22 protein-coding genes and 1 tRNA gene are annotated in these 26,005 nt (G+C 67.0%); 16 read left to right on the top strand and 7 right to left on the bottom strand.

Annotation, left to right across the window (positions count from 1 at the left end):
• The first annotated feature begins 127 nt into the window (after positions 1-127).
• Together ASE13_RS02890 and ASE13_RS02885 are read left to right on the top strand one after the other, a co-directional pair.
• Complete coding sequence (locus tag ASE13_RS02890) at positions 128-898, top strand: histidine phosphatase family protein (protein WP_056611171.1); 771 nt, start codon at positions 128-130, stop codon at positions 896-898.
• Entirely contained in the window at positions 895-1,773 is an 879-nt protein-coding gene (locus tag ASE13_RS02885; RefSeq protein WP_056611167.1) for an NAD(P)H-hydrate dehydratase, read from the top strand. The genes ASE13_RS02890 and ASE13_RS02885 overlap by 4 nt, the downstream gene beginning before the upstream one ends.
• Here the strand turns inward: ASE13_RS02885 and ASE13_RS02880 are convergent.
• Complete coding sequence (locus tag ASE13_RS02880; protein WP_056611163.1) at positions 1,770-2,174, bottom strand: GFA family protein; 405 nt, start codon at positions 2,172-2,174, stop codon at positions 1,770-1,772. The two genes, ASE13_RS02885 and ASE13_RS02880, sit on opposite strands and share 4 nt — an antisense overlap.
• Before the next feature lie 86 nt (positions 2,175-2,260).
• On the opposite strand from ASE13_RS02880, the gene ASE13_RS02875 reads away from it, so the two are divergent.
• The 10 genes from ASE13_RS02875 (at position 2,261) to ASE13_RS02830 (ending at position 16,857) form a co-directional block, all read left to right on the top strand.
• On the top strand, positions 2,261-2,953 hold the full coding sequence (locus tag ASE13_RS02875) for a helix-turn-helix transcriptional regulator (protein ID WP_056611152.1): 693 nt from the start codon (positions 2,261-2,263) through the stop codon (positions 2,951-2,953).
• A 350-nt stretch (positions 2,954-3,303) separates the two neighbouring features.
• Positions 3,304-6,768: a TonB-dependent receptor domain-containing protein gene (locus tag ASE13_RS02870; protein WP_056614617.1), complete on the top strand. Its 3,465-nt coding sequence runs from the start codon at positions 3,304-3,306 to the stop codon at positions 6,766-6,768.
• Positions 6,769-6,858: 90 nt separating this feature from the next.
• Positions 6,859-8,076, top strand: coding sequence for a family 43 glycosylhydrolase (locus tag ASE13_RS02865; protein WP_156404703.1), 1,218 nt, complete (start codon positions 6,859-6,861; stop codon positions 8,074-8,076).
• A gap of 4 nt (positions 8,077-8,080) precedes the next feature.
• On the top strand, positions 8,081-10,414 hold the full coding sequence (locus ASE13_RS02860) for a glycosyl hydrolase family 95 catalytic domain-containing protein (RefSeq protein WP_056611150.1): 2,334 nt from the start codon (positions 8,081-8,083) through the stop codon (positions 10,412-10,414).
• A gap of 4 nt (positions 10,415-10,418) precedes the next feature.
• Positions 10,419-12,005, top strand: a complete 1,587-nt coding sequence (locus ASE13_RS02855) for a family 43 glycosylhydrolase (RefSeq protein WP_056611147.1) — start codon at positions 10,419-10,421, stop codon at positions 12,003-12,005.
• A complete protein-coding gene (locus ASE13_RS02850) occupies positions 12,005-12,793 on the top strand; it encodes a rhamnogalacturonan acetylesterase (protein ID WP_056611143.1) in 789 nt (262 codons plus the stop codon). The genes ASE13_RS02855 and ASE13_RS02850 overlap by 1 nt, the downstream gene beginning before the upstream one ends.
• A 301-nt stretch (positions 12,794-13,094) precedes the next feature.
• The gene (locus ASE13_RS02845) at positions 13,095-14,033 is read left to right on the top strand and encodes a DMT family transporter (protein WP_056611132.1); all 939 of its coding nucleotides are present in this window, start codon (positions 13,095-13,097) and stop codon (positions 14,031-14,033) included.
• 171 nt (positions 14,034-14,204) lie between these two features.
• Positions 14,205-15,065, top strand: coding sequence for an amidohydrolase family protein (locus ASE13_RS02840; protein ID WP_235536818.1), 861 nt, complete (start codon positions 14,205-14,207; stop codon positions 15,063-15,065).
• A gap of 23 nt (positions 15,066-15,088) precedes the next feature.
• Complete coding sequence (locus tag ASE13_RS02835; protein ID WP_056611130.1) at positions 15,089-16,114, top strand: aldo/keto reductase; 1,026 nt, start codon at positions 15,089-15,091, stop codon at positions 16,112-16,114.
• 14 nt (positions 16,115-16,128) lie between these two features.
• On the top strand, positions 16,129-16,857 hold the full coding sequence (locus ASE13_RS02830; RefSeq protein ID WP_056611127.1) for an SDR family oxidoreductase: 729 nt from the start codon (positions 16,129-16,131) through the stop codon (positions 16,855-16,857).
• Between the two features lie 134 nt (positions 16,858-16,991).
• Here the strand turns inward: ASE13_RS02830 and ASE13_RS02825 are convergent.
• The 5 genes from ASE13_RS02825 to infA form a co-directional block, all read right to left on the bottom strand.
• Positions 16,992-17,067, bottom strand: a tRNA-Phe gene (locus tag ASE13_RS02825).
• 29 nt (positions 17,068-17,096) lie between these two features.
• A complete protein-coding gene (locus ASE13_RS02820) occupies positions 17,097-17,282 on the bottom strand; it encodes a DNA gyrase inhibitor YacG (RefSeq protein WP_056611123.1) in 186 nt (61 codons plus the stop codon).
• Positions 17,269-18,234 carry a ribonuclease E/G gene (locus ASE13_RS02815; protein ID WP_056611120.1) on the bottom strand — a complete coding sequence of 322 codons (966 nt, stop codon included), beginning with the start codon at positions 18,232-18,234 and terminating at the stop codon, positions 17,269-17,271. The genes ASE13_RS02820 and ASE13_RS02815 overlap by 14 nt, the downstream gene beginning before the upstream one ends.
• Positions 18,227-18,796 carry a Maf family protein gene (locus tag ASE13_RS02810; protein WP_056614610.1) on the bottom strand — a complete coding sequence of 190 codons (570 nt, stop codon included), beginning with the start codon at positions 18,794-18,796 and terminating at the stop codon, positions 18,227-18,229. The genes ASE13_RS02815 and ASE13_RS02810 overlap by 8 nt, the downstream gene beginning before the upstream one ends.
• A gap of 11 nt (positions 18,797-18,807) precedes the next feature.
• On the bottom strand, positions 18,808-19,026 hold the full coding sequence (gene infA, locus ASE13_RS02805) for a translation initiation factor IF-1 (RefSeq protein WP_003049127.1): 219 nt from the start codon (positions 19,024-19,026) through the stop codon (positions 18,808-18,810).
• A 214-nt stretch (positions 19,027-19,240) separates the two neighbouring features.
• Between infA and ASE13_RS02800 the strand changes: the two genes are divergently transcribed.
• The 4 genes from ASE13_RS02800 to ASE13_RS02785 all read left to right on the top strand — a co-directional run bounded on the left by ASE13_RS02800 (position 19,241) and on the right by ASE13_RS02785 (position 23,700).
• Complete coding sequence (locus tag ASE13_RS02800; RefSeq protein WP_056611117.1) at positions 19,241-20,392, top strand: acetyl-CoA C-acetyltransferase; 1,152 nt, start codon at positions 19,241-19,243, stop codon at positions 20,390-20,392.
• A 133-nt stretch (positions 20,393-20,525) separates the two neighbouring features.
• Positions 20,526-21,620 carry a CaiB/BaiF CoA-transferase family protein gene (locus ASE13_RS02795; RefSeq protein ID WP_321164326.1) on the top strand — a complete coding sequence of 365 codons (1,095 nt, stop codon included), beginning with the start codon at positions 20,526-20,528 and terminating at the stop codon, positions 21,618-21,620.
• Between the two features lie 10 nt (positions 21,621-21,630).
• On the top strand, positions 21,631-22,410 hold the full coding sequence (locus ASE13_RS02790) for an SDR family NAD(P)-dependent oxidoreductase (protein WP_056611112.1): 780 nt from the start codon (positions 21,631-21,633) through the stop codon (positions 22,408-22,410).
• Between the two features lie 141 nt (positions 22,411-22,551).
• Positions 22,552-23,700, top strand: a complete 1,149-nt coding sequence (locus tag ASE13_RS02785) for an acyl-CoA dehydrogenase family protein (RefSeq protein WP_056611109.1) — start codon at positions 22,552-22,554, stop codon at positions 23,698-23,700.
• Positions 23,701-23,764: 64 nt separating this feature from the next.
• On the opposite strand, the gene ASE13_RS02780 is transcribed toward ASE13_RS02785, so the two are convergent.
• Positions 23,765-25,969, bottom strand: coding sequence for a sodium-translocating pyrophosphatase (locus ASE13_RS02780; protein WP_056611106.1), 2,205 nt, complete (start codon positions 25,967-25,969; stop codon positions 23,765-23,767).
• Positions 25,970-26,005: the final 36 nt, after the last annotated feature.

Here is a 26,005-nt window from a genome sequence, read left to right as displayed (position 1 = left end):
CGTTGACGGTGGATAGCGGTCGTTCCTAGTCCGAGGGCGGCCAGCCGCATCGCCCTTCCGGCGGGAGCAGGGAACAGGCGCCGGCGTCCCGCATTTCTCTCGCCATGCGATTCCGGTCCCCCTCCGCATGACCCTCACGCGCTGGCCCACGCGCCTGTGGCTGGTCCGGCACGGCCAAAGCGCCGGCAATGTCGCGCGTGACCTGGCGCACGCAACGGGCGAGCATCGCATCGCGCTCGACACCCGCGACGTCGACGTGCCGCTGTCCGAACTGGGCTGCGCCCAGGCCGAGGCGCTCGGCCGCTGGTTCGCGCGCGGCGAAGGCAATGGCCGGCCCGATGTGATCCTCACCAGCCCCTATCTGCGCGCCCGCGAGACGGCTCGGCACTTCCGCGACGCCGGCGGCGCCGATCCGCAGGAGACGATCTGCGTCGACGAACGGCTGCGCGAGAAGGAGTTCGGCATTCTCGACGGCCTCACCACCGCGGGCATCCGCGCGATCCAGCCCGAGCAGGCCGAGTTCCGGCGCCTGCTCGGCAAATTCTATCACCGCCCGCCCGGCGGCGAGAGCTGGTGCGACGTGATCTTCCGGCTGCGCTCGCTGATGGACACGGTGTCGCTTCATCATGCCGGCCGCGACGTGATGATCGTCGCGCATCAGGTGGTGGTGTTGTGCCTCCGCTACATCATCGAGAACCTGACCGAGGCCGAGATCCTAGCGATCGACGCAAGCGGCGACGTCGCCAATTGCTCGATCACCGAATATGTCCATGATCCCGCGGCCGGCAAGGACGGCGGGCTGACGCTGATCCGGTACAACGTCACCGCACCCGTAGACGAGGATCCGGCCGCCGAGACCACTTCCGCACCCGACGCGATGGTCGCCGCGCGCGGATGACGCCGCTCGATACCGCCTGGCTCGCGGCGCACCCCCTTCCCGGGCCGGAGGCCGATACCGACAAGAATGCGCGGGGCCGCGTGCTCGTCGCCGGGGGTTCGGAGACAGTCCCTGGCGCGCTCCGCCTGACCGGCGAGGCCGGGCTGCGCGCCGGCGCGGGCAAGCTCCAGCTCGCCACTGTCGAGCGCGTGGCGATCCCGCTCGGCGTCCTCGTCCCCGAAGCCGCGATCTTTCCTTTGCCGGCGAATGCGGACGGCGAGCTGGGTGACGATGCCGGCGCTGCGCTGCGCGGCTATCTCGATCGCTGCGACGCGCTGGTGCTTGGTCCGGGCATGGGCGCCAAGGCCTCGGCCGGGCCGGTCCTGAAGGCAGCGATCGCCGAGCCGCGCGCCGACCTCTCGCTGGTACTGGATGCCGCAGTGATCGCCGCCGCGGCCGATCACGTTGCCGATATTCAGGCGCATGACGGCCGCATCGTCCTCACGCCGCACCCGGGCGAAATGGCGCGCCTGATGCGCTGCGACGAGGCGCGGGTGGCGGCCGATCCCGCGGGCCTCGCACAAGAGGCGGCGCGGCGCTTCAATGCGACCGTGCTGCTCAAGGGCTCCGAGACGTGGATCGCGTGTCCGCGCAAGGGCCTGCTGCACTATCCGGGCGGCGGACCGGGTCTGGCGACGGGCGGCTCGGGCGACGTGCTCGCCGGGATCATCGGCGGACTGATGGCGCGCGGCACCGGACCGCGCATCGCCGCGGCCTGGGGCGTGTGGCTGCACGGCGAGGCAGGACGGTTGCTCGCCGAGCGGGTCGGCCCGCTCGGCTTCCTCGCGCGCGAATTGCCGGGAGAGATCCCCCGGCTCCTCGCAAGGCCCGGCTAGAGGTAGCTCGTCACCGCGGGCGGCTGCCACCAGGCATTGTTACGCCCGTCGCCATAGTTGACCGGCGCCGCCGCGAGCTCTTCGTCGGTCGCGTCGTCGAGCGATCCCAATTGCACCGACACGAACGCGCCGCCGATCTCGGGCACGTCGCCCTGGCTGAACGGCGCGCAGCCGCATTTGCTGCAGAAGCGGTGGCTACCCTGCCCGGTCCCGAACGAATAGTCGCTCAGAACTTCCTCACCACTGAGCAGCCGGAACGCGTCGGGCTTGAGCAGCGCGCCCCAATTGCGCCTTTTGGTGCAGATCGAGCAATTGCACTTGCCGGTCCCCGCCGCGAGGTCGATCTCGGCCTCGAAACGCACCGCGCCGCAATGGCAGCTGCCGTGATAAGTCTTCTGCATCGTTCGTCTCCCTTGCTTTCGAAGCTCGACTTACTGCCATGCTGCTGCCAGCATGGTGTCAGCAGCATGGCAGTAGGGTCCGATCGATGCGCAAGGCCGACCGCCTCTTCCAGATCGTCCAGATCCTCCGCCGCACGACGCGCCCGGTGACCGCCGACGCGATCGCCGTCGAGCTCGAGACTTCGAAACGTTCGGTGTATCGCGACATTGCCGCATTGATCGGCCAGCGCGTGCCGATCCGCGGCGAGGCGGGGATCGGCTATGTCCTCGACGGCGGCTTCGACCTGCCGCCGCTGATGCTCACAGCCGACGAGATCGACGCGGTGGCGTTGGGCGTCCAATGGGTCGCCGGCCATGCTGACCCCGCGCTGGCGCGCGCCGCGCGCGACGTGCTCGCCAAGGTCGCGGCGGTCTTGCCGGACGATATGCGCGCCTTCCTCGAAGACCCCTCCGCGCGGACACCGCCCGCCTGGGACATTGTGGAAGATCGCGTCGACGCCGCCGAATTGCGCGGCGCGATCCGCGCGGCCAGCAAGATCGTCCTCCTTTATGTCGATCCATCGGGCAAGCAGACCAGGCGGACGGTGTGGCCGCTGGTGATCGGATATCTCGATGCAGTGCGCGTGCTCATCGCCTGGTGCGAGCTGCGCGCGGACTTCCGCAGCTTTCGGCTCGATCGGATCGCGGAACTCGAAATTCTGCCCGATCGCATTCCCGCCGACCCCGGCACGATGCGCCGGCGCTGGCGCGCGACCTTGGGCATGCCTCGACCCAGTTGATTTGCTGCGGAACGATTCGGCAAAGGCCGTCCAATACCCGTGTCGCGCGAATTGATACCGGTATCAATTTCTTTAATTGATTGATTTTGTTAGAATTTAATCCAGGCACTTATGGTTGCCCGAAAAGGGCGTTGGCGCTACCATTATGCCACCGGTGTCTATGGACGATTCCGGAGCGACGGTCGCAAAGGCCGCGCGAAACGAGGAGAGGCAAAAGCCCGCGGGTCTGCAGCGACGATCGATCGTCCGCACCGCTCGGGCAATCGCGGCGAATGCCGCCCCTCCTCGACGACATATCTGATGGGGACGACCGCTGGGGATGGCGGCGCCCCGCCAATGGGAGGGGAATGATGATCAAGAAGAACGCCACCGCCACGATCCTGCGCACCGGCGCGTCCTTTGCCGCGCTCGCGCTGGCCGCGAGCTGGGGCAGCGCCGCCTTTGCCCAGGGGGCAGAGACCGCCGCCGAGGCACCGGCCGCCGTCGCGCAGGACGAAGGCGATGCCGGTGCCGGGCAAGAAGGCGAGATCGTCGTCACCGGCTATCGCGCCGCGCTGCGCAGCGCGATCCGCGAGAAGCGCGACGCCACCGTCCAGATCGATGCGATCAACGCCGAGGACATCGCCGATTTCCCCGATACCAACCTCGCCGAATCGCTCCAGCGCCTGCCGGGCGTCTCGATCGATCGCGACAATGGCGAAGGCCGTACCATCACGGTCCGCGGACTGGGCGGCGACTTCAACCGCACCCGCCTGAACGGGCTCGAGGCGCTGTCCACCGCGGGCGCCAACGACGCCGGCACCAGCCCCAATCGCAGCCGCGCGTTCGACTACAACACGTTCGCTTCGGAGCTGTTCAGCTCGCTCAAGGTGCAGAAGACCCCGTCGGCGGAAACCGACGAAGGTTCGCTCGGCGCCACCATCGATCTGCAGACCGGCCGACCCTTCGACTATGCGGGCCCGAAGCTCGCGGTCTCGGCCGAAGGCAGCTATCAGCAGAACAGCAAGAAGTGGAATCCCCGCTTCGCCGGCCTCGCCTCGACGCGCTTCTTCGACGGATCGATGGGGTTCCTCGTCTCGGGTGCGTGGAGCAAGTCGAAGAACGAGATCGACCAATATCGCCGGGCACCCGGCCAGTCGGACTATCTCTATCGCAACTCGGATTTCCTCGGCGCCGAGAATCCGCAGCGCGCCGGCTTCGCCGCGCCGACCGGCACGAGCTTCGGAACGGTAGTAACCAATCCCGCAGCGCTGGCCGCGCTCACCGGTTCCGATCCCGCCGCTTACGCCAAGCTCTATCCGGGCGGGGCGTTCAACACGCCGGGCCGCCTCGACGATTCGCTGGTCCGCATTCCGGCGCTCGCGTCGATCGAGCAGCAGGACGTGCGCAACGAGCGCCTCGGCCTGACCGCGTCGTACCAGTGGCAGATCAGCGACCGGACCCTGCTCAGCATCGACGGCGCCTATTCGCGCTTCTGGAATCAGAGCACCTACAACCAGGTCTCGTCGGTCGGCCTCAATCGCAACAACACCAACGCGACCTATAACACCGCGACCAACTCGATCACGCCGGTCAATGCGCGCGCGCTCTATCCGGGCCTGTGCACCCCCGCCGCGGATAGCGATCTCGCGCCCTCGCAGGATTGCGGCCAGCAGATGTACGGCACCACGCCCGCCTTCGCGACTGCGTTCAATTCCAGCGGCGTGCTCGCTCCGTCGATCCTCGGCAACGCAGCGGTGGTGCCCGGCGGCACGACGGCGGCCAACGCCACCATCTTCAGCGTCAATCCGTTCAATCTCGACCCGTACGATTATTACAACAACCCCAACTCGGTCGGGTACATTCCCAGCTCGAACCGCCTCGCCTTCCGCGGCGCGCTGATCGGCCGCCCGGCGGTCGAGGTACTCGACGCCAATGTCACCAACGGCCTCGCCGACTATCTGGTGATGCGCAACGTCGACTTCCGCTCGGCGGCGGACCAGTCGACCTACACCACCAAGTTCAAGCAGGGTTCGTTCAACCTGCAGCACGCCTTCTCGGACGTGTTCAAGACCGAGATCACCGCCGGCCTGTCGGAATCGACCAACTACACGCAAGGGTTGCTGGTCGAGTTCAATCGCATGGATTCACCGGGCTCCTTCGTCTACGACGAGCGCGACGGCGGCTCGATGCCCAAGATCGATCTCGGCTTCGACGCGGCCGATCCGGCGAATTGGGAAACCGTGAAGGGCTTCTCGGGAATTCGCCACTATCAGCGCTTCGTCAAGAACACCTACAAGCAGGCCAAGATCGACTTCGACTGGCAGGCCAATGACGAGTTCAACCTCGGCTTCGGCGCGAACATCCGCAAGTACAGCTTCGATACCCAGTTCTACGAGCGCAACAACGACTTGCTCAACCCGACGCTGCGCGAAGCCGGCGCCACCACCGCCAGCGTCAGCCGGAAGATCAATTTCGGCCAGGGGCTGAGCCTGCCCGAAGGCACGCTGACCAGCTTCATCGCGCCGAGCATCCAGGGGTTCGACAATCTGTTCGATTTCACCTGCAACTGCGTCAACAAATGGGGCGACTGGCGCCTCACCAACAAGCGCAACGGCGGCCGCGAGAATTTCGGCGTCGAGGAAGTCGATACCGGCTTCTATTTCCAGGCCGACTGGAACAGCGAATTGTTCGGACGTCCGTTCCGCGGCAATGCCGGCACGCGCGTCGCGATCACCGACGTGACCTCGACCGGGGCAACCACCGCGGGCCGGCCGATCGTCGGCACCAACAAATATACCGACTTCCTGCCCTCGATAAACGTCGTCTACGAACCGATCGAGAATCTGCTCGTCCGCGTTTCGGCCTCGAAGGTGATGGCACGGCCGCTACTCGGCAATCTCGCCCCCACGCTCACCGCGATCTCGGTCCCCAACGCCGCCGGAGCCGTCTCGGGAGCGACGCTGACCGTAGGCAATCCGAAGCTCCAGCCGTTCCGCTCGACCAATATCGACGCCAGCGTCGAATGGTATTTCGCGCCGGGCGGCCTGATCTCGGTCGCCGCGTTCCAGAAGGAGATCGACAGCTTCCCGCAAACGATCTTCTTCACCGGACCGCTCAGCCGTTTCGCCGATGCGGAGACGATCGCGGCGATCCTCGCCCAGTTCACTCCCGGCTCGCCGCAGGCGAACTACATCACCAGTGGCTACGACTTCCAGGCCCGCCAATTCGCCGACGCGCCGGGCGGCTGGCTGCGCGGCATCGAAGCCAGCTTCCAGATGGACTTCACCTTCCTGCCGGGCCTGCTCAAGAATTTCGGCGCGCAGCTGAACTACACGCATATCGATTCCGAACTGAACTACATCCTCGATCCCGGCTCGGCGACCGTAGCGCGGACGACCGGCAAGGGGCCGTTCCTCGGGGTCTCGCCCGACGCGATCAACGCCACGCTCTATTACGAGAGCAAGCCGTTCCGTGCGCGTGTCTCGGTGGCGCATCGTAAGGGCTACAGCACGGCCTATCCGATCGCGGCGGGCTCGTGCAGCCCGGGCATTATCTCGCCAATACCCGCCAGCCCCGGCACGGTTAACGGCAATAACGTCCCCGGCGGCCCCTGCACCGGCCCGTTGATCAACGACTTCGTCTACAGCCGTTCGACCACCAACGTCGATGCGTCGATGAGCTTCAACTTCACCGACTGGGCCTCGCTCACGCTGGAGGGGTTGAACCTCACCAACCAGACCAGCGATCGCTATGCCTATGAAGGGCAAAACGCCGTCACCCAATATGCCAGCTCGGGCCGCATCTTCCGCGTCGGCGTGCGCTTCCGCTTCTAGACAAGGAGGCGAACGATCCATCCGCCTGTCCCCTCCGCCGGCCTGGACGACTATCGATATGATCGAAGGTCGCTCCTCGCCGGTGGCCTTTTGCTCGGCGGAGCGGCGCTAGGTGGGGCGGCCTCGGCACAGGATGCTCCCTATGGCCCCGCGCCGCTTTCAGGCGGCCAGCTTGATCCGAAGGGCGACGACAGCGGCCGGATCGTCCCTGCCCCGCCCAAGGATTATTGGCCCTATTCCGGCCGGAGCGGCCCAGGCCGAAAGCCCGATGCGGCGAGCATCGGCGGCGGCTGGGTCTCGGGGCTCCCCAATGTCCGTTTCAAGGGGGCCGGCAAACCGCCTTACCCGATAGCGCCATGGGACGATTCGGCTAGCGGCAGCGCAGTGGCCACCGGACTGCTCCCCGCGATCCGCCCGCTCCACGACGTCCATATCCGCGACACGATCGTCCGCCTGGGCGGCGACGGCCATTATTATATGACCGGCTCGACCGGCGACAATATCTGGGCCGTCAATGACGGCGTCGAGCTGTGGCGCTCGAAGAACCTTCGGGATTGGGACTATCTGGGGCTGGTCTGGAGCATCGAACGCGACGGCGTGTGGGAGAAGAACTGGCGGATGCGCAAGGGCGTGCCTTTTCGCGCGCTCTGGGCGCCCGAAATCCACTTCATCCGCGGCAATTACTTCATCGTCCACTCGATGAGCCGCGCCGGCGTCGCGATCCTCTGGAGCAAGACCGGCAAGCCCGAGGGGCCGTATGTCCACGCTTTCTCACCGGACAAGCCGCTGCGCGGCGGCATCGATGCGACTCTGTTCGAGGATGACGACGGATCGGTCTGGTTCACGCTCGGCTCGGCCGACGAGATCGTGCGCCTCAACGACGACATGAGCGGGTTCGCCGGCCCATGGCAGAAGATGGTCGCGGCCGAAGGCGAATATGATCTGGATCCCAAACATCACCGCGCCGAATGCGCCGCGAAAGGCTATCGCCATTTCGGCTATGAAGGCGCGACGATGTTCAAGCGGAATGGCATCTACTATCTCGGCGTCGTCGATCGCTACGAAGGCCGCTATTCCTTTGCCATGTGGATGTCGGACAAGCCAACCGGCCCATGGCGCAATCGCCACGAAGGCCCGCCTTGCTGTGGCGGCGGCAATTTCCTGCATGACAAGCAGGGAAATTGGTGGGTCACTTTCTTCGGCAACGACGAGGCCAGCCCGTGGCGCGAGAAGCCCGGCCTCGTCCGCATCGACTTCGCCCCGGACGGCCGCGTGATCGTCGCGCGCGACCAGCCCTTTGCAAGGTGACCGCATGAAGCTCAATCGTCGTGAGGCCGTAACGACTTTCGCCGGCGGTGTGCTGGCCGCGTCGAGCGCACGTGCCGGCACAACCGCGGCGGCGCAGCCCCTCGCTTTGTGGTATCGCCAGCCCGCCGCGCGCTGGGAAGAGGCGCTGCCGATCGGCAACGGCAAGCTCGGCGCGATGGTTTTCGGCGGCACCGCGCATGAGCGGCTCCAGCTCAACGAAGCCACGCTCTGGGGCGGTGCGCCCTATGACCCGGTGAACCCCGCCGCGCGCGAGGCGATGCCTGAGCTGCGCCGGATGATCTTCGAAGGCCGCTTCGCCGAGGCGGAGGCCTTCGCCAATGCCAAGGTCATGGCCACGCCGCTCCGCCAGATGTCGTATCAGGCACTCGGCGATTTGCTGCTCGACTTCACCGGCCTGGGCGAGACGCAGGACTATCGCAGGTCGCTCGACCTCGATGCCGCGCTAGCCGAAACCCGCTTCGTCGCGAACGGCGTCACGCACCGCCGCGAAGTGATCGCCTCTCCGGGGCGCAACGTGATCGCGGTCCGGCTCAGCGTGTCGAAGCCCGGCGCGCTCGACGTGACGATCGGTTTCACTTCGCCGCAGAAGAGCGCCGTGGTCCGCGCGGATGGCACGGCCGCGCTGCTGATGACCGGCACCAACACCGCCGAGCAGACCAAACCCGCCGGCCTCCGCTTCGCCGCGCGGCTTGCGGCAGTCCCCGAGGGCGGGACGCTCGTCGCAGAGGGCGACAAGCTCGTCCTGCGCGGCGCCACCAGCGTGACGCTGCTGATCGCAATGGCGACCAACTATCGGCGTTACGACGACGCGACTGGCGATCCCGAGGCGCTCACCGCCGCGGCGATTGCAGGCGCGCGCGGCCAGTCCTTCGAACGCATCGCCGCCGATGCCGCCACCGCGCACCGCCGCCTGTTTCGTCGGGTCGCGATCGATCTCGGCCGCACGCCCGCCGCCGACCTGCCGACCGACCGGCGCGTCGCCGCCAACAACGCCGCCGCCGATCCGGCGCTCGCCACGCTCTATTTCCAATATGCGCGCTATCTGCTGATCGCCTGCTCGCAGCCGGGCGGGCAGCCCGCGACGTTGCAGGGGCTGTGGAACGAGAGCCTGAAGCCGCCCTGGGGCTCCAAATACACGATCAACATCAATACCGAGATGAACTATTGGCCCGCGCATTCGGCCAATCTATCCGAATGCATCGCGCCGCTGGTTCAGATGATCCGCGAGATCGCGGAGACCGGCGCGCGCACCGCACGGACGATGTACGGCGCCCGCGGCTGGGTAGCGCACCACAATGTCGATCTGTGGCGTGCGACGGCGCCGATCGACGGCGCCAAATACGGGTTGTGGCCCACCGGCGGCGCATGGCTGTGCACGCATCTCTGGGAGCATTGGGACTATACGCGCGACCGGGATTTCCTCGCCTCGGCCTATCCGCTGATGGCGGGGGCATCGCGCTTCTTCCTCGACACGCTCCAGCGCGATCCGAAGAGCGGATTCCTCGTCACCAATCCCTCGCTCAGCCCCGAGAATGATCATGGCCATGGCTCGTCGCTCTGCGCCGGGCCGACGATGGACATGGCGATCCTGCGCGACCTGTTCGGACAGACCGCCGCCGCCGCACGCATCCTGAACCGCGACGCGGATTTCGTGCGCGAAGCCGAAACCGCGCGGGCCGCGCTCGCGCCGTACAAGATCGGCAAGCAGGGCCAGCTCCAGGAATGGCAGGAGGATTGGGACGCCGATGCCGGCGACGTGCATCATCGTCACGTCTCGCATCTCTATGGTCTCTATCCATCGGACCAGATCGATCCGGAGCGCACCCCCGATCTCGCCGCCGCGGCGCGACGGAGCCTCGAGATCCGCGGCGACCGCGCCACCGGCTGGGCGACGGCGTGGCGAATCAACCTGTGGGCGCGGCTGCGCGACGGCGACCGCGCGCATGCGATCCTCGCCTTCCTGCTCGGTCCCGAGCGCACCTATCCCAATCTGTTCGACGCGCATCCGCCCTTCCAGATCGACGGTAATTTCGGCGGCGCGGCGGGCATGGTCGAAATGCTGATGCAGAGCCGCGGCGAGACGATCCACTTGCTTCCCGCTTTGCCCGGTGCGTGGCCGGAAGGATCGATCGCCGGCCTGCGCGCACGCGGCGGCTGCGGCGTCGATCTGGAATGGCGCGGCGGTCGGCTCGTCCGAGCTCGGCTTACGCCCGACATCTCGGGCGAACGTACGCTCGTCGCGCATGGCCGTACCCGCCGGGTCACGTTGCGCGCCGGGCGCCCGCTCATTCTCACCGCCTCCAGTTTCCGAGGATAACCCGATGAAGTTCACGCGTCGCGAATCGATCGGCACCGCCTTGCTCGGAGGCGGCGCGCTGGCGCTTCCTGCCGAGGCGGCGCCCGCGCGCAAGCCCGCGCCTGACTGGAAGCGCGGCTTCGACAATCAGCGCATCGCCGATCTCGGCAACGGCAATTTCCTCAATCCGCTGATCTCAGGCGACCGCGCCGATCCCGCCATCCTGAAGGACGGCACCGATTACTACATGACCTTCTCCAGCTTCGATTCCTATCCGGGGCTCACGATCTGGCATTCGCGCGATCTGGTGAACTGGCAGCCGCGCAAGGCCGCGCTGACGAAGAATATCGGCTCGGTCTGGGCCGTCAGCCTCGAGAAGCACGACGGCCGCTATTTCCTCTATATCCCGGTCAAGGCGAAGCCGAACTCGATCTTCGTGATCTGGGCCGATCATATCGACGGCCCGTGGAGCGACCCGATAGACCTCGGGCTGCACAGCCATATCGACCCCTGCCACGCGGTCGGCGAAGACGGATCGCGCTGGCTGTTCTTGTCGGGCGGCGACCGCATCCGCCTGTCGGCCGACGGGCTATCGACCGTCGGCGCAGTCGAGCACGTCTACGATCCATGGCGTTATCCCGACGATTGGGACGTCGAGGGCTTCTCCCCCGAGGGGCCCAAGATCCACCGCCACGGCGACTATTTCTACATGATCACCGCAGTGGGCGGCACTGCCGGCCCGCCGACCGGCCACATGGTCATCGCCGCACGAGCCCGATCGATCCACGGGCCGTGGGAGCAATGCCCCGCCAATCCGCTGGTGCGCACCACCAGCGTGGACGAGAAATGGTGGTCGCGCGGCCATGCCTCGCTGGTCGAGGCGCCCGACGGCAGCTGGTGGTCGGTCTATCACGGCTTCGAGAACGGCTATTGGACGCTCGGCCGCCAGACCCTGCTCGATCCAATCGAATGGACGAAGGACGGCTGGTTCCGGATGAAGGGCGGCGATCTGTCGCAGCCGATCCGCAAGCCCAAGGGCGGCACCGCGCTGCCCCACGGCCAGCCGCTGTCCGACGATTTCAGCAAGCCGCTACAGCTCGGCAGCCACTGGAATTTCTTCAAGCCCGCGCCCGACGAGAGCAGCCGCCAGCGCGTCGAGAACGGCGCGCTCGTGCTCAAGGCCAGCGGCACCGCGCCGAGCAGTTCCTCGCCCCTGCTCCTCATCGCCGGCGACCAGGCCTATCAGTTCGAATGCGATATCGAGATCGCGCCAGGCGGCGTCGCCGGCCTGCTGCTCTTCTACGACGAGAAGCTCTATGCCGGGCTCGGCTTCGACGAGAAGCGCTTCGTCACGCACCAATACGGCATCGAGCGCGGGCGCCCCGCCAATCCGCATGGGCGCCGCATGAAGATGCGCGTCACCAACAATCGCCACATCGTTTCCTTCCACACCTCGGGGGACGGCCGGACGTGGAAGCGCTTCGATCGCGGCATGGAGGTCTCGGGCTATCACCACAATGTCCGCGGCGGTTTCCTGATGCTGCGTCCGGGCCTCTATTCGGCAGGCGAAGGCGAGGCGCGCTTCCGCGACTTCCGGTTCCGCGCGCTGTGATGCGCAGCCTTGCCTTCACTGCGATGCTGCTCGCCGCCCCGACCGCCGCGCAGACCGCGCCGGAAGCGCAGCGTCCGATCGCCGCATCCAAGATCGTCCTCGTCGGCGATTCGACCACTGCGGTGATCGGGGGCTGGGGGCCGAGCTTCTGCGCCTATCACGTGACTTCGTTCGCGGCCTGCGTGAACCTCGCGCGCGGCGGGCGCAGCTCGGGCAGCTATCGCGCCGAAGGCTCGTGGGACCTCGCGCTCGCCGAGATGCGCACGCCGGGCTACAAGAATGTCTGGGTGCTGATCCAGTTCGGCCATAACGATCAGCCCGGCAAGCCCGGCCGCTCGACCGACCTCGCCACCGAATTCCCCGCCAACATGGCGCGCTATGTCGACGAGGTCCGTGCCGCAGGCGCGAAGCCGGTGCTGCTGACGCCGCTCACCCGCCGGATGTTCAAGGACGGCAAGCTCCAGAACGACCTCGAACCCTGGGCGGCGGCGATACGCAAGGTCGCCGTGGAGAAGAAGGTTCCGCTGCTCGATCTCAATGTCGAGAGCAGCGCCGCGGTGCAGGCGATGGGCGAAGCCGCGGCGGACCGCTTTGCGCAGCTCCCGCCCGGCTCCGCGCCGATCGGGCCCACGGCGACGACAGAAATAGAGGTCCGCCCGATGGCGCAACCCAAGCTCTCGTTCGATCGCACGCATCTGGGCATCGAGGGCGCCAATTACTTCGCGGCGATGGTCACGCGCGAGCTGGCCGCCGCGGTTCCGGAGATGCGCCCGTTGCTGGTGCGCTAGCCGCCCGGTGCCTCACGGCGGAGAACGGGTGGTTAGCCGCGAAAGGTCACACTAGGGTCACACTGATTGCATCGTTCTGGCCGGCCGTGTTCCTGCGCAGGCAATCCAGGATGGTGTGGACCAGGCAGCGCTATCTCCTGCTTTCGCACGAGCAGGATGAGAGGGGCGTTACGATGTCAAAGAGCTAGATGAGGCTGTCAGGCGAAATCCTACATTGCAAGCATGTCTGCAATTGGGGCGTCAGCGGTCTTCCTGCCCCTTCCGTCTGGCGAACGGGTGCCACCTCCCCTAGAGGGCGGGCATGATCCGCCTGCGCCCCCAGACCGCCGCTTATTGCATGCTCGTGCTGGTGATGCTGCTCTGGGCAGGCAATTCGATCGTCGGCCGCGCGGTGCGCGACGACATACCGCCGCTGTTTCTCGCATTGCTGCGCTGGACCGGGGCCTTGCTGGTGATCGCCCCCCTCGCCGTCCGCCACCTCGCCGAGGATCGCGGTGCGATCGTGCGCAACTGGCCGGTGATCCTCCTCCTGGGCCTGCTCGGCGTCGCCGCGTTCAACGGCTTCCTCTATTCGGGGCTGCGCTACACCACGGCGAGCAATGGCCTGCTGGTGCAGGCGGCGATCCCCGCTTTGGTGCTGCTCGTCGACTTCCTCATCTTCGGCGCGCGTGCAGGGATCGGTGCGATCATCGGCGTCGCACTGTCTACGTTCGGCGTCGTGATGATCATCTTCCAGGGCAAGCTTGGTGCGCTGTCGCAGGTCGCCTTTAATCGCGGCGACGCGCTGATCCTGTGCGGCGTGGTCGCCTGGGCCTTCTACACCTCGCTGCTGCGCCTCCGCCCGAAGCTTCATGCCCCGAGCTTCCTCACGGTCACCTTCGCGATCGGCGTGCTCGCGATGCTCCCGCTGGCCGCCACCGAGTGGCGCGAGATCGCCGTGATGCACTGGACGCCGGGCGTGTTCGCCGCGGTGCTCTATGTGGCATTGCTGCCCTCGGTCGTCGCTTTTGCCCTGTTCAATGCCGCCGTCGCGACGCTGGGGCCGGCAAGCGCGGGCCAGGCGATCACGCTGATGCCGCTGTTCGGCGCGCTGCTCGCGGCGGTCACGCTGGGCGAACAGCTGCACGCGCATCACTTCGCCGGAATGGGCCTGATCCTCGGCGGAATCCTCGTCAGTGCGTTCGTCCGTTCGCGTGAGGCGCGGCGTATGGCCGCGCAAGAGGGTCTCCGCGAGGCCTGATGCCCGGCCACTGACGAATACACCAATCATATGCTTCGTCGGCCGGCGTGCTAATCGACCTCCTTGCCGCAACATCCAGGGAGGTCGCACGCGAATGATCGACGTGAGCATGCACTCCCGGTAAGCGCGCAACGTGCCGGCGAACGCCTTCATGAACGAGACGCACCTGCGATGAACGACCGCCCCACCGCCGCGCTGATCCGCATTCTCGATTCGCATATGCATTTCTGGCGGATCGGCGGGCCCGGCCATTCGTGGCCCGACGCCGAATGGCCGCGCATCCACCGCGATTTCCTGCCCGATGATCTACGCGCCGAAGTCGCAGGCTCGAACCTGGTCGGCGGCGTGCTCGTCCAGTCGCAGGGCGACGACCGTGATACCGACTGGATGCTCGCGCTCGACGACCCGCTCATCCACGCGATCGTCGGCTGGGTCGACCTCGCGCATCCGCAAGCGCCGCACCGCATCGCCGAACTGGCCGACCAGCCCAGGATCCGCGGCCTGCGCCCGATGCTCCAGGGCATCGCGGACACCGAATGGATCCTGCAATCCGGTCTCGACCCGGCGATCGAGGCGATGCTCGCGCACGACCTGCGTTTCGACGCGCTGATCCAGCCGCGGCACCTGAATACGCTCCACCGCTTCGCCACGCGCTGGCCCGAGCTTCCGATCGTGGTCGATCACGCCGCCAAACCCCGAGCGGCGCGAGGCGAACTCGATCCGTGGCGCGACGAGATCGCCGCGCTGGCGGCGCTCCCCAATCTCTGGTGCAAGCTGTCGGGGCTGCGCACCGAGCAGGCCGCGGGCCAGCCATATGAAACGCTGCGTCCCTATGTCGCGCATCTCGTGGCGTGTTTCGGCGAGCGCTTGATGTGGGGCAGCGACTGGCCGGTACTGCGCCACGCCGGCGACAGCTACCCGGATTGGGTCGACGCGACCCTCGATCTGGTTGGCACCGCGACGCCCGCCGCGCTGGCACGGCTGTTCGAGGGCTCGGCGAGAAGCTTTTATGCTTTGACCCATGACGTATGACACCCCTGATTAGCGGGAGCCGCATGCTTATGGTCGATCTCAATGCCCTGGGGCGGCTCGGTTTCGGCGCGGCTGCGATCGGCAACCTCTATCGCGCTACCCCCGATGAAGAAGCCGCGGCGACGGTTCGCAGCGCGTGGGATTCCGGCCTGCTTTATTACGACACCGCGCCGCATTACGGCTTCGGCCTGAGCGAAAAGCGCCTCGGGGATGCGCTTGCCGAGATCGATCCGGATCAACGCGCGATCGTCTCGACCAAGGTCGGCCGCCGGCTCGATCCGGTTGAGCCCGGCACCGATCTCTCGGTGGCGCGGCAGGCGTTCGTGACCCCCGAACCGTTCGAAAGCGTGTTCGACTATAGCTACGACGCGGTGATGCGCTCGTACGAAGCGAGCCGCGCACGGTTGCGGCGTGATCGCATCGATATCCTCTTAGCGCACGATATCGGCCGCGTGACCCATGGCGACGATCACCCGCGCCGCTTCGCCGAGTTCATGGAAGGCGGCTACCGCGCGATGCGCGAACTACGCGACGGTGGCGCGGTCGACGCCATCGGTCTGGGCGTCAACGAATATCAGGTGTGCGAGGAAGTGATGGCGGTCGGCGAGATCGACGTCGTCCTGCTCGCCGGCCGCTACACCTTGCTCGAGCAGGAAGCGCTGGAGACATTCTTGCCGCTGTGCGAGCGGCGCGATGTCAAGATCGTGCTCGGGGGTCCATACAATTCGGGCATTCTCGCCAGGGGCGTGCGCGGCGGCGGCGAGCTTCATTACAATTACGAACCCGCGGCGCCCGCGATCGTCGCACGCGTCGGCGCGATCGAGGATCTCTGTGTCGAGCATGATGTGCCGCTGGCCGCAGCTGCATTGCAGCTCCCCCTCGCCCATCCCCAGGTCATCTCGGTCATTCCCGGCCTGAACAGCGCCGATCAGGTCGCCCAGGCGGTAGCGCTCATCCAGACCGACATTCCGCCGGCACTGTGGCGCGACCTCAAGGATCGCGGCCTGATCCGCGCCGACACGCCCGTTCCCGATTCCATCACCCTTTGAGGAAAGACGAAAAGATGCGCCTTGCAGGCAAGACCGCCGTCATTACCGCCGCCGCCCAGGGCATCGGCCGCGCCAGCGCCGAACTGTTTGCGCGCGAGGGCGCCCGGGTCATCGCCGCCGACATCAACGCCGAAGCGCTCGCGACACTCGAAGGGTGCGAAACGCACGTGCTGAACCTGCTCGACGGTCCTGCGATTGCGGCGTTCGGCGAGAAGGTCGGCGAGATCGACATCCTGTTCAACTGCGCGGGCTTCGTCCACGCGGGCACGATCCTGACCACCGAGGAAAAGGATTTCGACTTCTCGTTCGATCTGAACGTGAAGTCCGCATACCGGATGATCCGCGCCTTCCTGCCCGGCATGATCGCGCGCGGTGGGGGATCGATCGTCAACATGTCGTCGGTCGCCGGATCGGTGATCGCGGTCCAGAACCGCTTCGTCTACGGCGCCTCGAAAGCGGCGGTGGTCGGCCTCACCAAGTCGGTCGCGCAGGACTATGTGGGCAATGGCATCCGCTGCAACGCGATCTGCCCCGGCACCGTCCAGTCGCCATCGCTCGACGAGCGGCTCGCGGCGACCGGCGATGCCGACAGGGCCCGTTCCGAGTTCGTTGCACGCCAGCCGATGGGCCGGATCGGATCGGCCCGGGAGATCGCCGAGCTCGCGCTCTACCTCGGCAGCGACCTGTCTTCGTACACGACCGGCACGATCAACGTCATCGACGGCGGCTGGAGCAATGCATGAGCGCGCCCATCTGCCTCGCGCTCGATCTGATCGACGATGCTCGCGTGTCTCGGCGCCGGTTCACCGCCTGACGCGATACTCCGTCCAGCGAAATCTACGGGTTCCGGTATGTGCGTGGATACAGGCGAGGAAAGTGGTGCCCGGGGACGGAGTCGAACCGCCGACACTGCGATTTTCAGTCGCATGCTCTACCAACTGAGCTACCCGGGCAGGGCCCGGCGTGGCCGGGAGCGGGCCTCTTAGTCGGCGTCCCGCGCGCTGTCCAGCCCGCTTTGTTGCCCCGGATCGACGGGCTCGCCCGGAACGCGATAGCCTTCGCCCAGCCATTGCAGCAGGTCGCGGTCCTTGCAGCCGCGGCTGCAGAAAGGCTTGAATCCGGGTTCGGTTGGTTTGCCGCAAATCGGGCAGCCGTCACGCTTGGCCAATGTCACCTCCTTGAGGGGCGACGAACGCCGTCGCGCCGCCGATGCGCCGCGCCAGCTCGGCGGTCCATTCGGGCCGCTGCGCAAGCCGGTTGGCGATTCGCCTGTCCACCATATGGGTAGCCGGCGGCGGCGGGGGAAGCCGTTCGATGCGGCGCAGCTCGGCGCGTGCCTGTGCCCCCACCGGATCGGCACGCAACAATTCCGGCAGCGAGGCCCGCGTCCGCCGCCGCACGATCTGCAGGAAACCGAAACCGTTGACGGTGGTGCGCTCGAACGGCTGCGGCAGTGCCGCGTCGATCGCCTCCGCTACTGCCTGCCGCGCCGCCTTGTTCGCCAGCGTCGGGAAATCCACCCCGATCGAGCCGGCGATCCCGTGCCGCTCGATCGCCCGCGCCACCGCATGCGCCGCCGCCACCGCCAGCGGCTCGAGCGGTCCGCCGCCATCGACGTCGAACAGCGTCATCGCCGGCGTGGGCGACAGCCGCAGCGCGCCGCCGGGGAATGCGATCTCGCCGGTCATTGCCTCTTCGAGCACTTCGGACCAGCCGGCCTCCTCGAGCAGGTCGCTCTCATGCGCGCGCAGCATCCGTACCGGCACCTCGGTCGCAGTGATCCGCGCCAACAAGTCCGGTCCTTCGCCGGGTACCGCGTCCGCACCCGCGGGCACCGCCTTGGGAAGCTTGGCGCGGCCGGGCTCAGGGATCGCCTCGCGCACGATCCGCACCCGCAGCGTGCCGCCCTGGGTGATCCCCTGCGGCAGCGGATCGCACAATGCCTCGCCGCCTTCGAACGCGACCTTGCCGGTGCTCTTGTCCACCAGCCGCGCGTTCAGAATCGCTCCGTGTCGCGGTGCGCTGCCCTCAAGTTCGATCCGCGCCTTCCAGATCACTCCGCGCGCGACGAGCGCGGCGCGGTTCTCGCCGATGCCGGCCTCGTAGAGCCACTCAGCCAAGCTGGTAGCCCGCCCCTTCGAGCAGCGCGCGGGTCTCGAACACCGGCAGCCCGACCACGCCCGAATGGCTGCCCGAGAGGAAGCGGACAAAGGCTTCGGCCTTGCCCTGGATGGCATAGCCGCCCGCCTTGCCCATCCCTTCGCCTGAGGCGACGTACCAGTCGATCTCGGCGTCGCTCAGCCGTTTGAAGGTGACGATCGTGTCCGAGATCCGCGTCCGGGCTTTCCCGTCGAGCCCGATCAGGCACACCGCCGACAGGCAATGGTGCCGCCGGCCCGAGAGCAGCGCCAGCATCCGGCGCAGATCGGGCTCGTCCGCGGGCTTGGCGAGGATGCGGCGGCCAACGGCGATCGTGGTGTCGCCGGCGAGGACGATCTCGTCCTCAGCGCGCGCGACCGCTTGCGCCTTGGCCAAGGCAACGCGGAGCACATAGGCACGCGGCAGTTCGCCGGCATGGACGTCCTCGTCGACATCGGGAGCGGCGATGCGCACAGGTTCGGCGCCGATCCGCTTGAGCAGATCCAGCCGGCGGGGCGAAGTGGAAGCGAGGACGAGCCGCATCGGCCCGACGCTCACTTGAAGCGGTAGGTGATACGGCCCTTGGTCAGGTCGTAGGGCGTGAGTTCGACGAGAACTTCGTCGCCGACCAGCACGCGGATGCGATTCTTGCGCATCTTGCCGGCGGTGTGGCCGAGGATCTCGTGATCATTCTCGAGCCGGACGCGGAACATGGCGTTGGGCAAAAGCTCAACGACCTGACCGCGCATTTCAAGGAGTTCTTCTTTGGCCAAAAATATGCCTCTCGAGTGAATGCGAGCAAAAGTGGCGGTGCCTTTACTCTGCCGCGCATGAAAAGGGAAGGTGGACGGCAGATCGCGACGTCCAATGTGCCAAGATGGGGTGCCCGGCCCGCAAAGTCCAGCGCCGAACAAGCGCTTGCCTTGGCCGTCGCGCGCCACTTACACTGATGTAAGTGACGGCCGGCAGTGCCGCGAGGAGAGGGTGATGGCACAGGCATATATCGTCGCAGCGGCGCGCACCGCGGGTGGGCGGCGGGGCGGCCGGCTGATGGGCTGGCACCCGGTCGACCTCGCCGGAGCAATGCTCGCCGAGGTCGCGACGCGGAGCGGCGTGGATCCCGCCGCGATCGACGACGTCATCATGGGCTGTGTCGGCCAGGCGGGCGAGCAGGCGCTCCACGTCGGCCGCAACGCAGTGCTCGCTTCCGGGCTTCCGGCGAGTATTCCCGCCGTGACGATCGACCGCCAGTGCGGCAGCTCGCAACAGGCGATCCAGTTCGCCGCGCAAGCGGTGATGTCGGGCACCCAGGACGTGGTGATCGCCGCCGGCGTCGAGCATATGAGCCGCGTGCCGATGGGGACGAGTGTCGCCGGCGCGAAACCCTATAGCGATCGCCAGCTAGAACGCTTCGGCGTGCGCGGGTTCAGCCAGTTCACCGGTGCCGAGATGATCGCGAAGAAATACGGGCACAGCCGCGAAGCACTCGACGCCTATTCGCTGGAGAGCCACCGCCGCGCCGCCGCCGCGGTCGAGCGCGGCGACTTCGCCGACGAGATCCTCGCACTCGACATCGACGCGGCCGACGGCCCCGCCCGGCATGCGCAGGATGAAGGCATCCGCTTCGATGCGAGCATGGAGGGCTTGGGCAGCCTCAAGACTCTGGTCGAAGGCGGCGTGATCACTGCGGGCAATGCCAGCCAGATCTGCGACGGCGCATCGGGGGTGATGGTGGTGAGCGAGGCCGCGCTCAAGGCGCACGGGCTGACGCCGCTGGCGCGCATCCACAACCTCACCGTCACGGCGGGCGATCCGGTGATCATGCTGGAAGAGCCGCTGTTCGCGACCGACCGGGCACTCAGGCGCGCGGGGATGCGGATCGACGATATCGACCTGTACGAAGTCAACGAAGCGTTCGCGCCGGTGCCGCTGGCGTGGCTCGGGCATGTCGGCGCCGATCCGGACAAGCTCAACGTAAACGGCGGCGCGATCGCGCTCGGCCACCCACTGGGCGCTTCGGGCACCAAGCTGATGACGACGCTCGTCCACGCGCTGCGCAAGCGCGGCCTGCGCTATGGCCTCCAGACGATGTGCGAGGGCGGCGGCATCGCCAACGTGACGATCGTCGAGGCTTTGTGAGGGGCGCACGCGGGCGGCGCCCCGATCCTCCCCGGCACGGGGAGGGGGTGCCGCGAAGGGTGTCCTGTGCGGCACGCCCCCTCCACCACGCCCTGCGGGCGCGGTCCCCCTCCCCGTGCCGGGGAGGATTTTAGTGGGCACCCTCTCCGGCATCCGCATCATCGAGTTCGGCGGCATCGGCCCCGGCCCGTTCGCGGCGATGATGCTCGCCGATCACGGCGCCGAAGTGATCCGGATCGAGCGCCCCGGCGCCAGCTTCGGACCCCACGCGCTCGCCCGCAACCGCAAGGCCATCGGCGTCGAGCTCAAGGCACCCGAAGGCGTGGAGATCGCCCGCGCGCTGTGCCGTGACGCCGACGGCATCATCGAAGGGTTCCGCCCGGGCGTGATGGAACGTCTGGGGCTCGGGCCGGAAATGCTGCTCGGCGACAATCCGCGCCTCGTCTATGGCCGGATGACCGGCTGGGGGCAGGACGGGCCGCTCGCCCAAACCCCTGGCCACGACATCAACTATATCGCGCTCGCCGGGCTGCTCGACGGGATCGGCGCGCCGGGCGGGCCGCCGGTCGCCCCGGTCAATTATCTCGGCGATTTCGGCGGCGGCGGGATGCTGCTCGCTTTCGGAATGACGAGCGCATTGCTCGGCGTGAAGATGGGCGCGCCCGGACAAGTGGTCGATGCAGCGATGGCCGAGGGCGCCGCTTTGCTCGCCAGCATGAGCTGGGGGTTCAAGGCCGCCGGCATGTGGCAGGACGGCCCGGGCGCGAACCTGCTGAGCGGCGCCGCGCCTTTCTACCGGACCTATGCCTGCGCCGATGGCGGCACCGTAGCAGTCGGCGCGATCGAGCCGCAATTCTATGCCGCGCTGGTTGCAGGTCTCGGCGAAGACGGTGCCGGCCAGATGGACGCCGCCGCCTGGCCCGCGCGAACCGCACGCTTCGCGGCAATCTTCGCGACCCGCGCGCGCGACGCATGGATCGCGCATTTCACGCCCGAGGCGTGCGTGTCGCCGGTCCTCACTTTCGACGAGGCGGCGGCGCATCCGCACAATGTCGCACGCAGCACCTTCGCGGGTAGCGCCCCCGCCCCCGCGCCGCGCTTCGCCGCCACCCCCGCATCGCCGCCCAAGGCTTCACAGCCCGGCGAATGGACCGATCGGGTGCTGGCCGGGCTCGGATATGACGAACCCCGGATCGCGGCTCTGAGAGCCGCAGGGACGATCGGTTGAGGAGAATGGCATGAAGTTCGAGAACATTGCAGCAGTGGTGACGGGCGGCGCCTCGGGCCTCGGCGCGGCCACCGCACGGGCGCTCGCCGCGGCGGGGGCGAAGGTCGCCTTGTTCGACATGAATGCCGAAAAGGGCGAAGCGCTCGCCGCCGAGATCCATGGGATATTCTGCAAGGTCGATGTCCGCTCGGACGACGAGGTCGATGCCGGCTTCGCCAAAGCCCGCGACGCGCACGGCCAGGAGCGCATCCTCGTCAATTGCGCCGGCGTCGGCAATGCGTTCAAGACGGTCGGCCGCGACAAGGCGACCGGCGAGATCCGCCAATTCCCCGCCGCGGCGTTCGACTGGGTGATCCAGGTCAACCTCGTCGGCAGCTTCCGCTGCATCGTGAAGTCGGCGGCCGGCATGCTCACGCTCGATCCCGACGAAGACGGCGAGCGCGGCGCGATCGTCAACACCGCCAGCGTCGCCGCCGAGGATGGTCAGATCGGCCAGGCCGCCTATTCGGCGTCGAAGGGCGGGATCGTCGGCATGACCCTGCCGATCGCCCGCGATCTTTCGGGCGAAGGCATCCGCGTCAACACCATCCTCCCCGGCATCTTCGACACGCCGCTGATGAACGCCGCGCCCCCGCAGGTGAAGGAAGCGCTCGCCGCCTCGGTTCCCTTCCCCAAGCGCCTCGGGCGGCCGGAGGACTATGCCAGCCTCGCGCTCGAGATGCTGCGCAACCCGTATTTCAACGGCGAGGACGTCCGCCTCGACGGCGCGATCCGGATGGCGCCGCGGTGAAGTAGGCAAAATATAATCGTCACCCCGGCCGAAGTGCCGGGGTCCACCGTGCCGCACCGGAAGGGATGGAAACGTGAGCACTTCCGCAGCCGCATGGTGGACCCCGGAACAAGTCCGGGGTGATGGATAGGAGGGAATTGCATGTCCTCACGCAACTGGCGCGACGACCCCGAACTCACCGCCCTCGCCGACGGTGCCGCACGCTTCTTCGAGCGCGAAGCTCCTCCCGAGCGCATCGCGAAGTGGCGCGACGCCGGACAGGTCGAGCGCGCCTTCTGGCGGCAGGCGGGCGAAGCCGGGCTGCTCGGCGTCTCGATCCCGGCCGAATATGGCGGCGCCGGCGGCGACTTCCGTCATGACGTCGTGCTCGTCGAGCAGGTCGGCCGCCACGGCGTCGAAGGTTTCGCGCTGTCCCTGCACAACGTCATCATCCTGCCTTATGTCCTCGCCCACGGCACCGAGGAGCAGAAACGACGCTGGCTGCCCAAGCTCTGCTCGGGCGAGAGCGTCGCGGCGATCGCGATGAGCGAGCCCGGCGCTGGATCGGACCTGCAGGCGATCCGCACCACGGCGCTCAAGGACGCCAACGGCTATCGAATCAACGGCGCCAAGACCTTCATCTCGAACGGCCAGATCGCCGATTTCGTCATCGTCGTCGCCAAGACCGATCCGGCGGCCGGCGGCAAGGGCGTCTCGCTGCTCGTCGTCGAAACCGACCAGGCCGAGGGCTTCCGCCGTGGCAAGGCGCTCGACAAAATCGGGCTCGATGCGCAGGACACCTCGGAACTCTTCTTCGATCAGGTCTGGGTCCCCGCCGACAATCTGCTCGGCACGACCGAGGGTCAGGGTTTCCGCCAGCTGATGGCCGAGCTCCCCCGCGAACGCCTCGTCATCGCGGTCTCCAGCGTGATCACGATGGAGAAGGCCGTCGAGGTGACGACCGAATACGTCAAGCAACGTCAGGCGTTCGGCCAGCGCGTGTTCGATTTCCAGAACACCCAGTTCAAGCTCGCCGAGTGCAAGGCCAAGACCGAAGTCGCCCGCGTGTTCGTCAACGATTGCGTGGAGCGCCAGCTCGCCGGCACGCTCGACCTCACCACCGCCGCGATCGCCAAATTGTGGGTCACCGACAGCGAAGGCCAGGTGGTCGACGAGTGCCTCCAGCTCCATGGCGGCTATGGCTATATCAACGACTATCCGATCGCGCGGATGTGGCGGAACGCCCGCGTGCAGCGCATCTATGGCGGGTCGAACGAGATCATGAAGGTGCTGATCGCGCGGTCGCTCTAGCGGAGGCGCATAAAAGACCCCGCCCGAATTGCTCCGGGCGGGGTTCGAAGTTCAAAAGGCCGGTTCAGCCCGCGACGTGACTCCCCGCCAGCGCCGCGAGCAGCAGCAGCGCGACGATGTTGGTGATCTTGATCATCGGATTGACCGCCGGACCCGCCGTATCCTTGTACGGGTCGCCGACGGTGTCGCCGGTCACCGCGGCCTTGTGCGCCTCGGATCCCTTGCCGCCGTGGTTGCCGTCCTCGATATACTTCTTGGCATTGTCCCACGCGCCGCCGCCACTCGTCATCGAGATCGCGACGAACAGCCCGGAGACGATCACGCCGAGCAGCATCGCGCCCAGCGCGGCGAAGCCCTGCTCCTTGCCGGCGACTGCGGCGATGATGAAATACACCGCGATCGGGCTCAGCACCGGCAGCAGCGACGGCACGATCATTTCCTTGATCGCCGCCTTGGTGACGATGTCGACGGTGCGGCCGTAATTGGGACGGCTGGTCCCTTCCATGATCCCCGGATTGTCGCGGAACTGATCGCGCACGTCCTGCACCACCGATCCCGCCGCGCGGCCGACTGCGGTCATGCCGAACGCGCCGAACAGATAGGGCAGCAGCGCGCCGAGCAGCAGACCGACGATGACGAACGGATTGCTCAGCGAGAAATCGACCATCGCCTTGTGCGTGATCGGATCGACGCCAAGGCCGAGTTCCTTCGCATAATGCGTGAGATCGGTGGTGTAGGCGCCGAACAGCACCAGCGCCGCGAGCGCCGCCGAGCCGATCGCATAGCCCTTGGTCACCGCCTTGGTGGTGTTGCCCACCGCGTCGAGCGCGTCGGTCCTGTGGCGCACGTCATCGGGCAGGCCAGCCATCTCCGCGATGCCGCCGGCATTGTCGGTGACCGGGCCATAGGCATCGAGCGCGACCACCATGCCGGCCAGCGCCAGCAGCGAGGTTGCGGCGAAGGCGACTCCTATGATGCCGGCGATCTGGAAGGTCGCGATCACCGCCACGACGATCACGAGCGTGGGCAGCGCCGTCGATTCCAGGCTGATCGCGAGGCCCTGGATGACGTTGGTGCCGTGGCCGGTGACCGACGCCTTGGCGATCGACTTGACCGGACGATAATTGGTGCCGGTATAATATTCGGTGATCCACACCAGCAGGCCCGTGACGACGAGCCCGATCATCATGCAATAGAACAGGCTCATGCCGGTGAATTGCGGACCGGCAAGTCCGGTCGCGCCCTCGGCGAGAAAGGCATCGTCGCCGATCAGTGCGCCCGGATCGAGCCCGCCGATCATCGCGTTCATGTCGCCGACGACATATTGGGTGACGAGATAGATTGCCGGGACCGAGAGGATCACGGTGGTCCAGAAGCCCTTGTACAGTGCGCCCATGATCGACTGGCCCTTGCCGAGGCGGACCATATAGGTGCCGATGATCGAGGTGATGATGCATACGCCGCCCACGATCAGCGGCAGCGCCATCAGCTTGGTGAGCATCTCGGTGCTGACATTTCGCATCATCAGCGCGAGCGAGACCATGGTGAGGCCGAGCGTGACGACATAGGTCTCGAACAGATCGGCGGCCATGCCGGCGCAGTCGCCGACATTGTCGCCGACGTTATCGGCGATCACGGCGGGGTTGCGGGGATCGTCCTCGGGGATTCCGGCTTCGACCTTGCCCACCAGATCGGCGCCGACATCCGCTGCCTTGGTGAAGATGCCGCCGCCGAGACGCGCGAAGATCGAGATCAAGGAGGCACCGAAGGCGAGCGCAGTGAGCGCGGCGATGACTTCGCGGCTGTTGGGCGCCAGATGCGACTGCTCCACCAGATACCAGAAGATGCCGGCGATCGAGAGCAGGCCCAGGCCCGCGACGAGCATGCCGGTGATCGCGCCCGAGCGGAAGGCGAGCGTGAGCCCGCCCTGCAGCGAGGTGCGTGCGGCCTCCGCGGTGCGGACGTTCGCGCGCACGGAAATATTCATGCCGACATATCCGGCAACGCCCGAAAGCACCGCACCGATCAGGAAGCTGACCGTCGACAGCCCGCCGAGCGTAAAGAACAGCACGATCGCGACGACGACGCCGACGATGCCGATCGTCATGTACTGCCGGCCCAGATAGGCCTTGGCGCCCTCCTGGATGGCGGCGGCGATATCCTGCATCTTCTCATTGCCGGGCGATGCCCTGAGCACTTGCTGGCTCGTCAGAAAGCCATAGGCCACCGCCAGCAAACCGCAGGCGATGGCGAGATAAACAATCGTCATCAGGCGAAGTCCTTCCCCTAGAACTGGAACCGCCGC

The organism is Sphingomonas sp. Root241 (assembly GCF_001428865.1).
In the GTDB taxonomy this organism is placed as follows: Bacteria; Pseudomonadota; Alphaproteobacteria; order Sphingomonadales; family Sphingomonadaceae; genus Sphingomonas.
The sequence above is the reverse complement of the archived record's forward strand: the minus strand, read 5'-3'. Positions and strand labels throughout refer to the sequence as shown.

Coding starts and splice junctions, on each gene's coding strand:
- ASE13_RS02890 (WP_056611171.1), top strand. CDS start 128: ATGACCCTCACGCGCTGGCCCACGCGCCTGTGGCTGGTCCGGCACGGC.
- ASE13_RS02885 (WP_056611167.1), top strand. CDS start 895: ATGACGCCGCTCGATACCGCCTGGCTCGCGGCGCACCCCCTTCCCGGG.
- ASE13_RS02880 (WP_056611163.1), bottom strand. CDS start 2,174: ATGCAGAAGACTTATCACGGCAGCTGCCATTGCGGCGCGGTGCGTTTC.
- ASE13_RS02875 (WP_056611152.1), top strand. CDS start 2,261: ATGCGCAAGGCCGACCGCCTCTTCCAGATCGTCCAGATCCTCCGCCGC.
- ASE13_RS02870 (WP_056614617.1), top strand. CDS start 3,304: ATGATCAAGAAGAACGCCACCGCCACGATCCTGCGCACCGGCGCGTCC.
- ASE13_RS02860 (WP_056611150.1), top strand. CDS start 8,081: ATGAAGCTCAATCGTCGTGAGGCCGTAACGACTTTCGCCGGCGGTGTG.
- ASE13_RS02855 (WP_056611147.1), top strand. CDS start 10,419: ATGAAGTTCACGCGTCGCGAATCGATCGGCACCGCCTTGCTCGGAGGC.
- ASE13_RS02850 (WP_056611143.1), top strand. CDS start 12,005: ATGCGCAGCCTTGCCTTCACTGCGATGCTGCTCGCCGCCCCGACCGCC.
- ASE13_RS02845 (WP_056611132.1), top strand. CDS start 13,095: ATGATCCGCCTGCGCCCCCAGACCGCCGCTTATTGCATGCTCGTGCTG.
- ASE13_RS02840 (WP_235536818.1), top strand. CDS start 14,205: ATGAACGACCGCCCCACCGCCGCGCTGATCCGCATTCTCGATTCGCAT.
- ASE13_RS02835 (WP_056611130.1), top strand. CDS start 15,089: ATGCTTATGGTCGATCTCAATGCCCTGGGGCGGCTCGGTTTCGGCGCG.
- ASE13_RS02830 (WP_056611127.1), top strand. CDS start 16,129: ATGCGCCTTGCAGGCAAGACCGCCGTCATTACCGCCGCCGCCCAGGGC.
- ASE13_RS02810 (WP_056614610.1), bottom strand. CDS start 18,796: ATGCGGCTCGTCCTCGCTTCCACTTCGCCCCGCCGGCTGGATCTGCTC.
- ASE13_RS02800 (WP_056611117.1), top strand. CDS start 19,241: ATGGCACAGGCATATATCGTCGCAGCGGCGCGCACCGCGGGTGGGCGG.
- ASE13_RS02790 (WP_056611112.1), top strand. CDS start 21,631: ATGAAGTTCGAGAACATTGCAGCAGTGGTGACGGGCGGCGCCTCGGGC.
- ASE13_RS02785 (WP_056611109.1), top strand. CDS start 22,552: ATGTCCTCACGCAACTGGCGCGACGACCCCGAACTCACCGCCCTCGCC.
- ASE13_RS02780 (WP_056611106.1), bottom strand. CDS start 25,969: ATGACGATTGTTTATCTCGCCATCGCCTGCGGTTTGCTGGCGGTGGCC.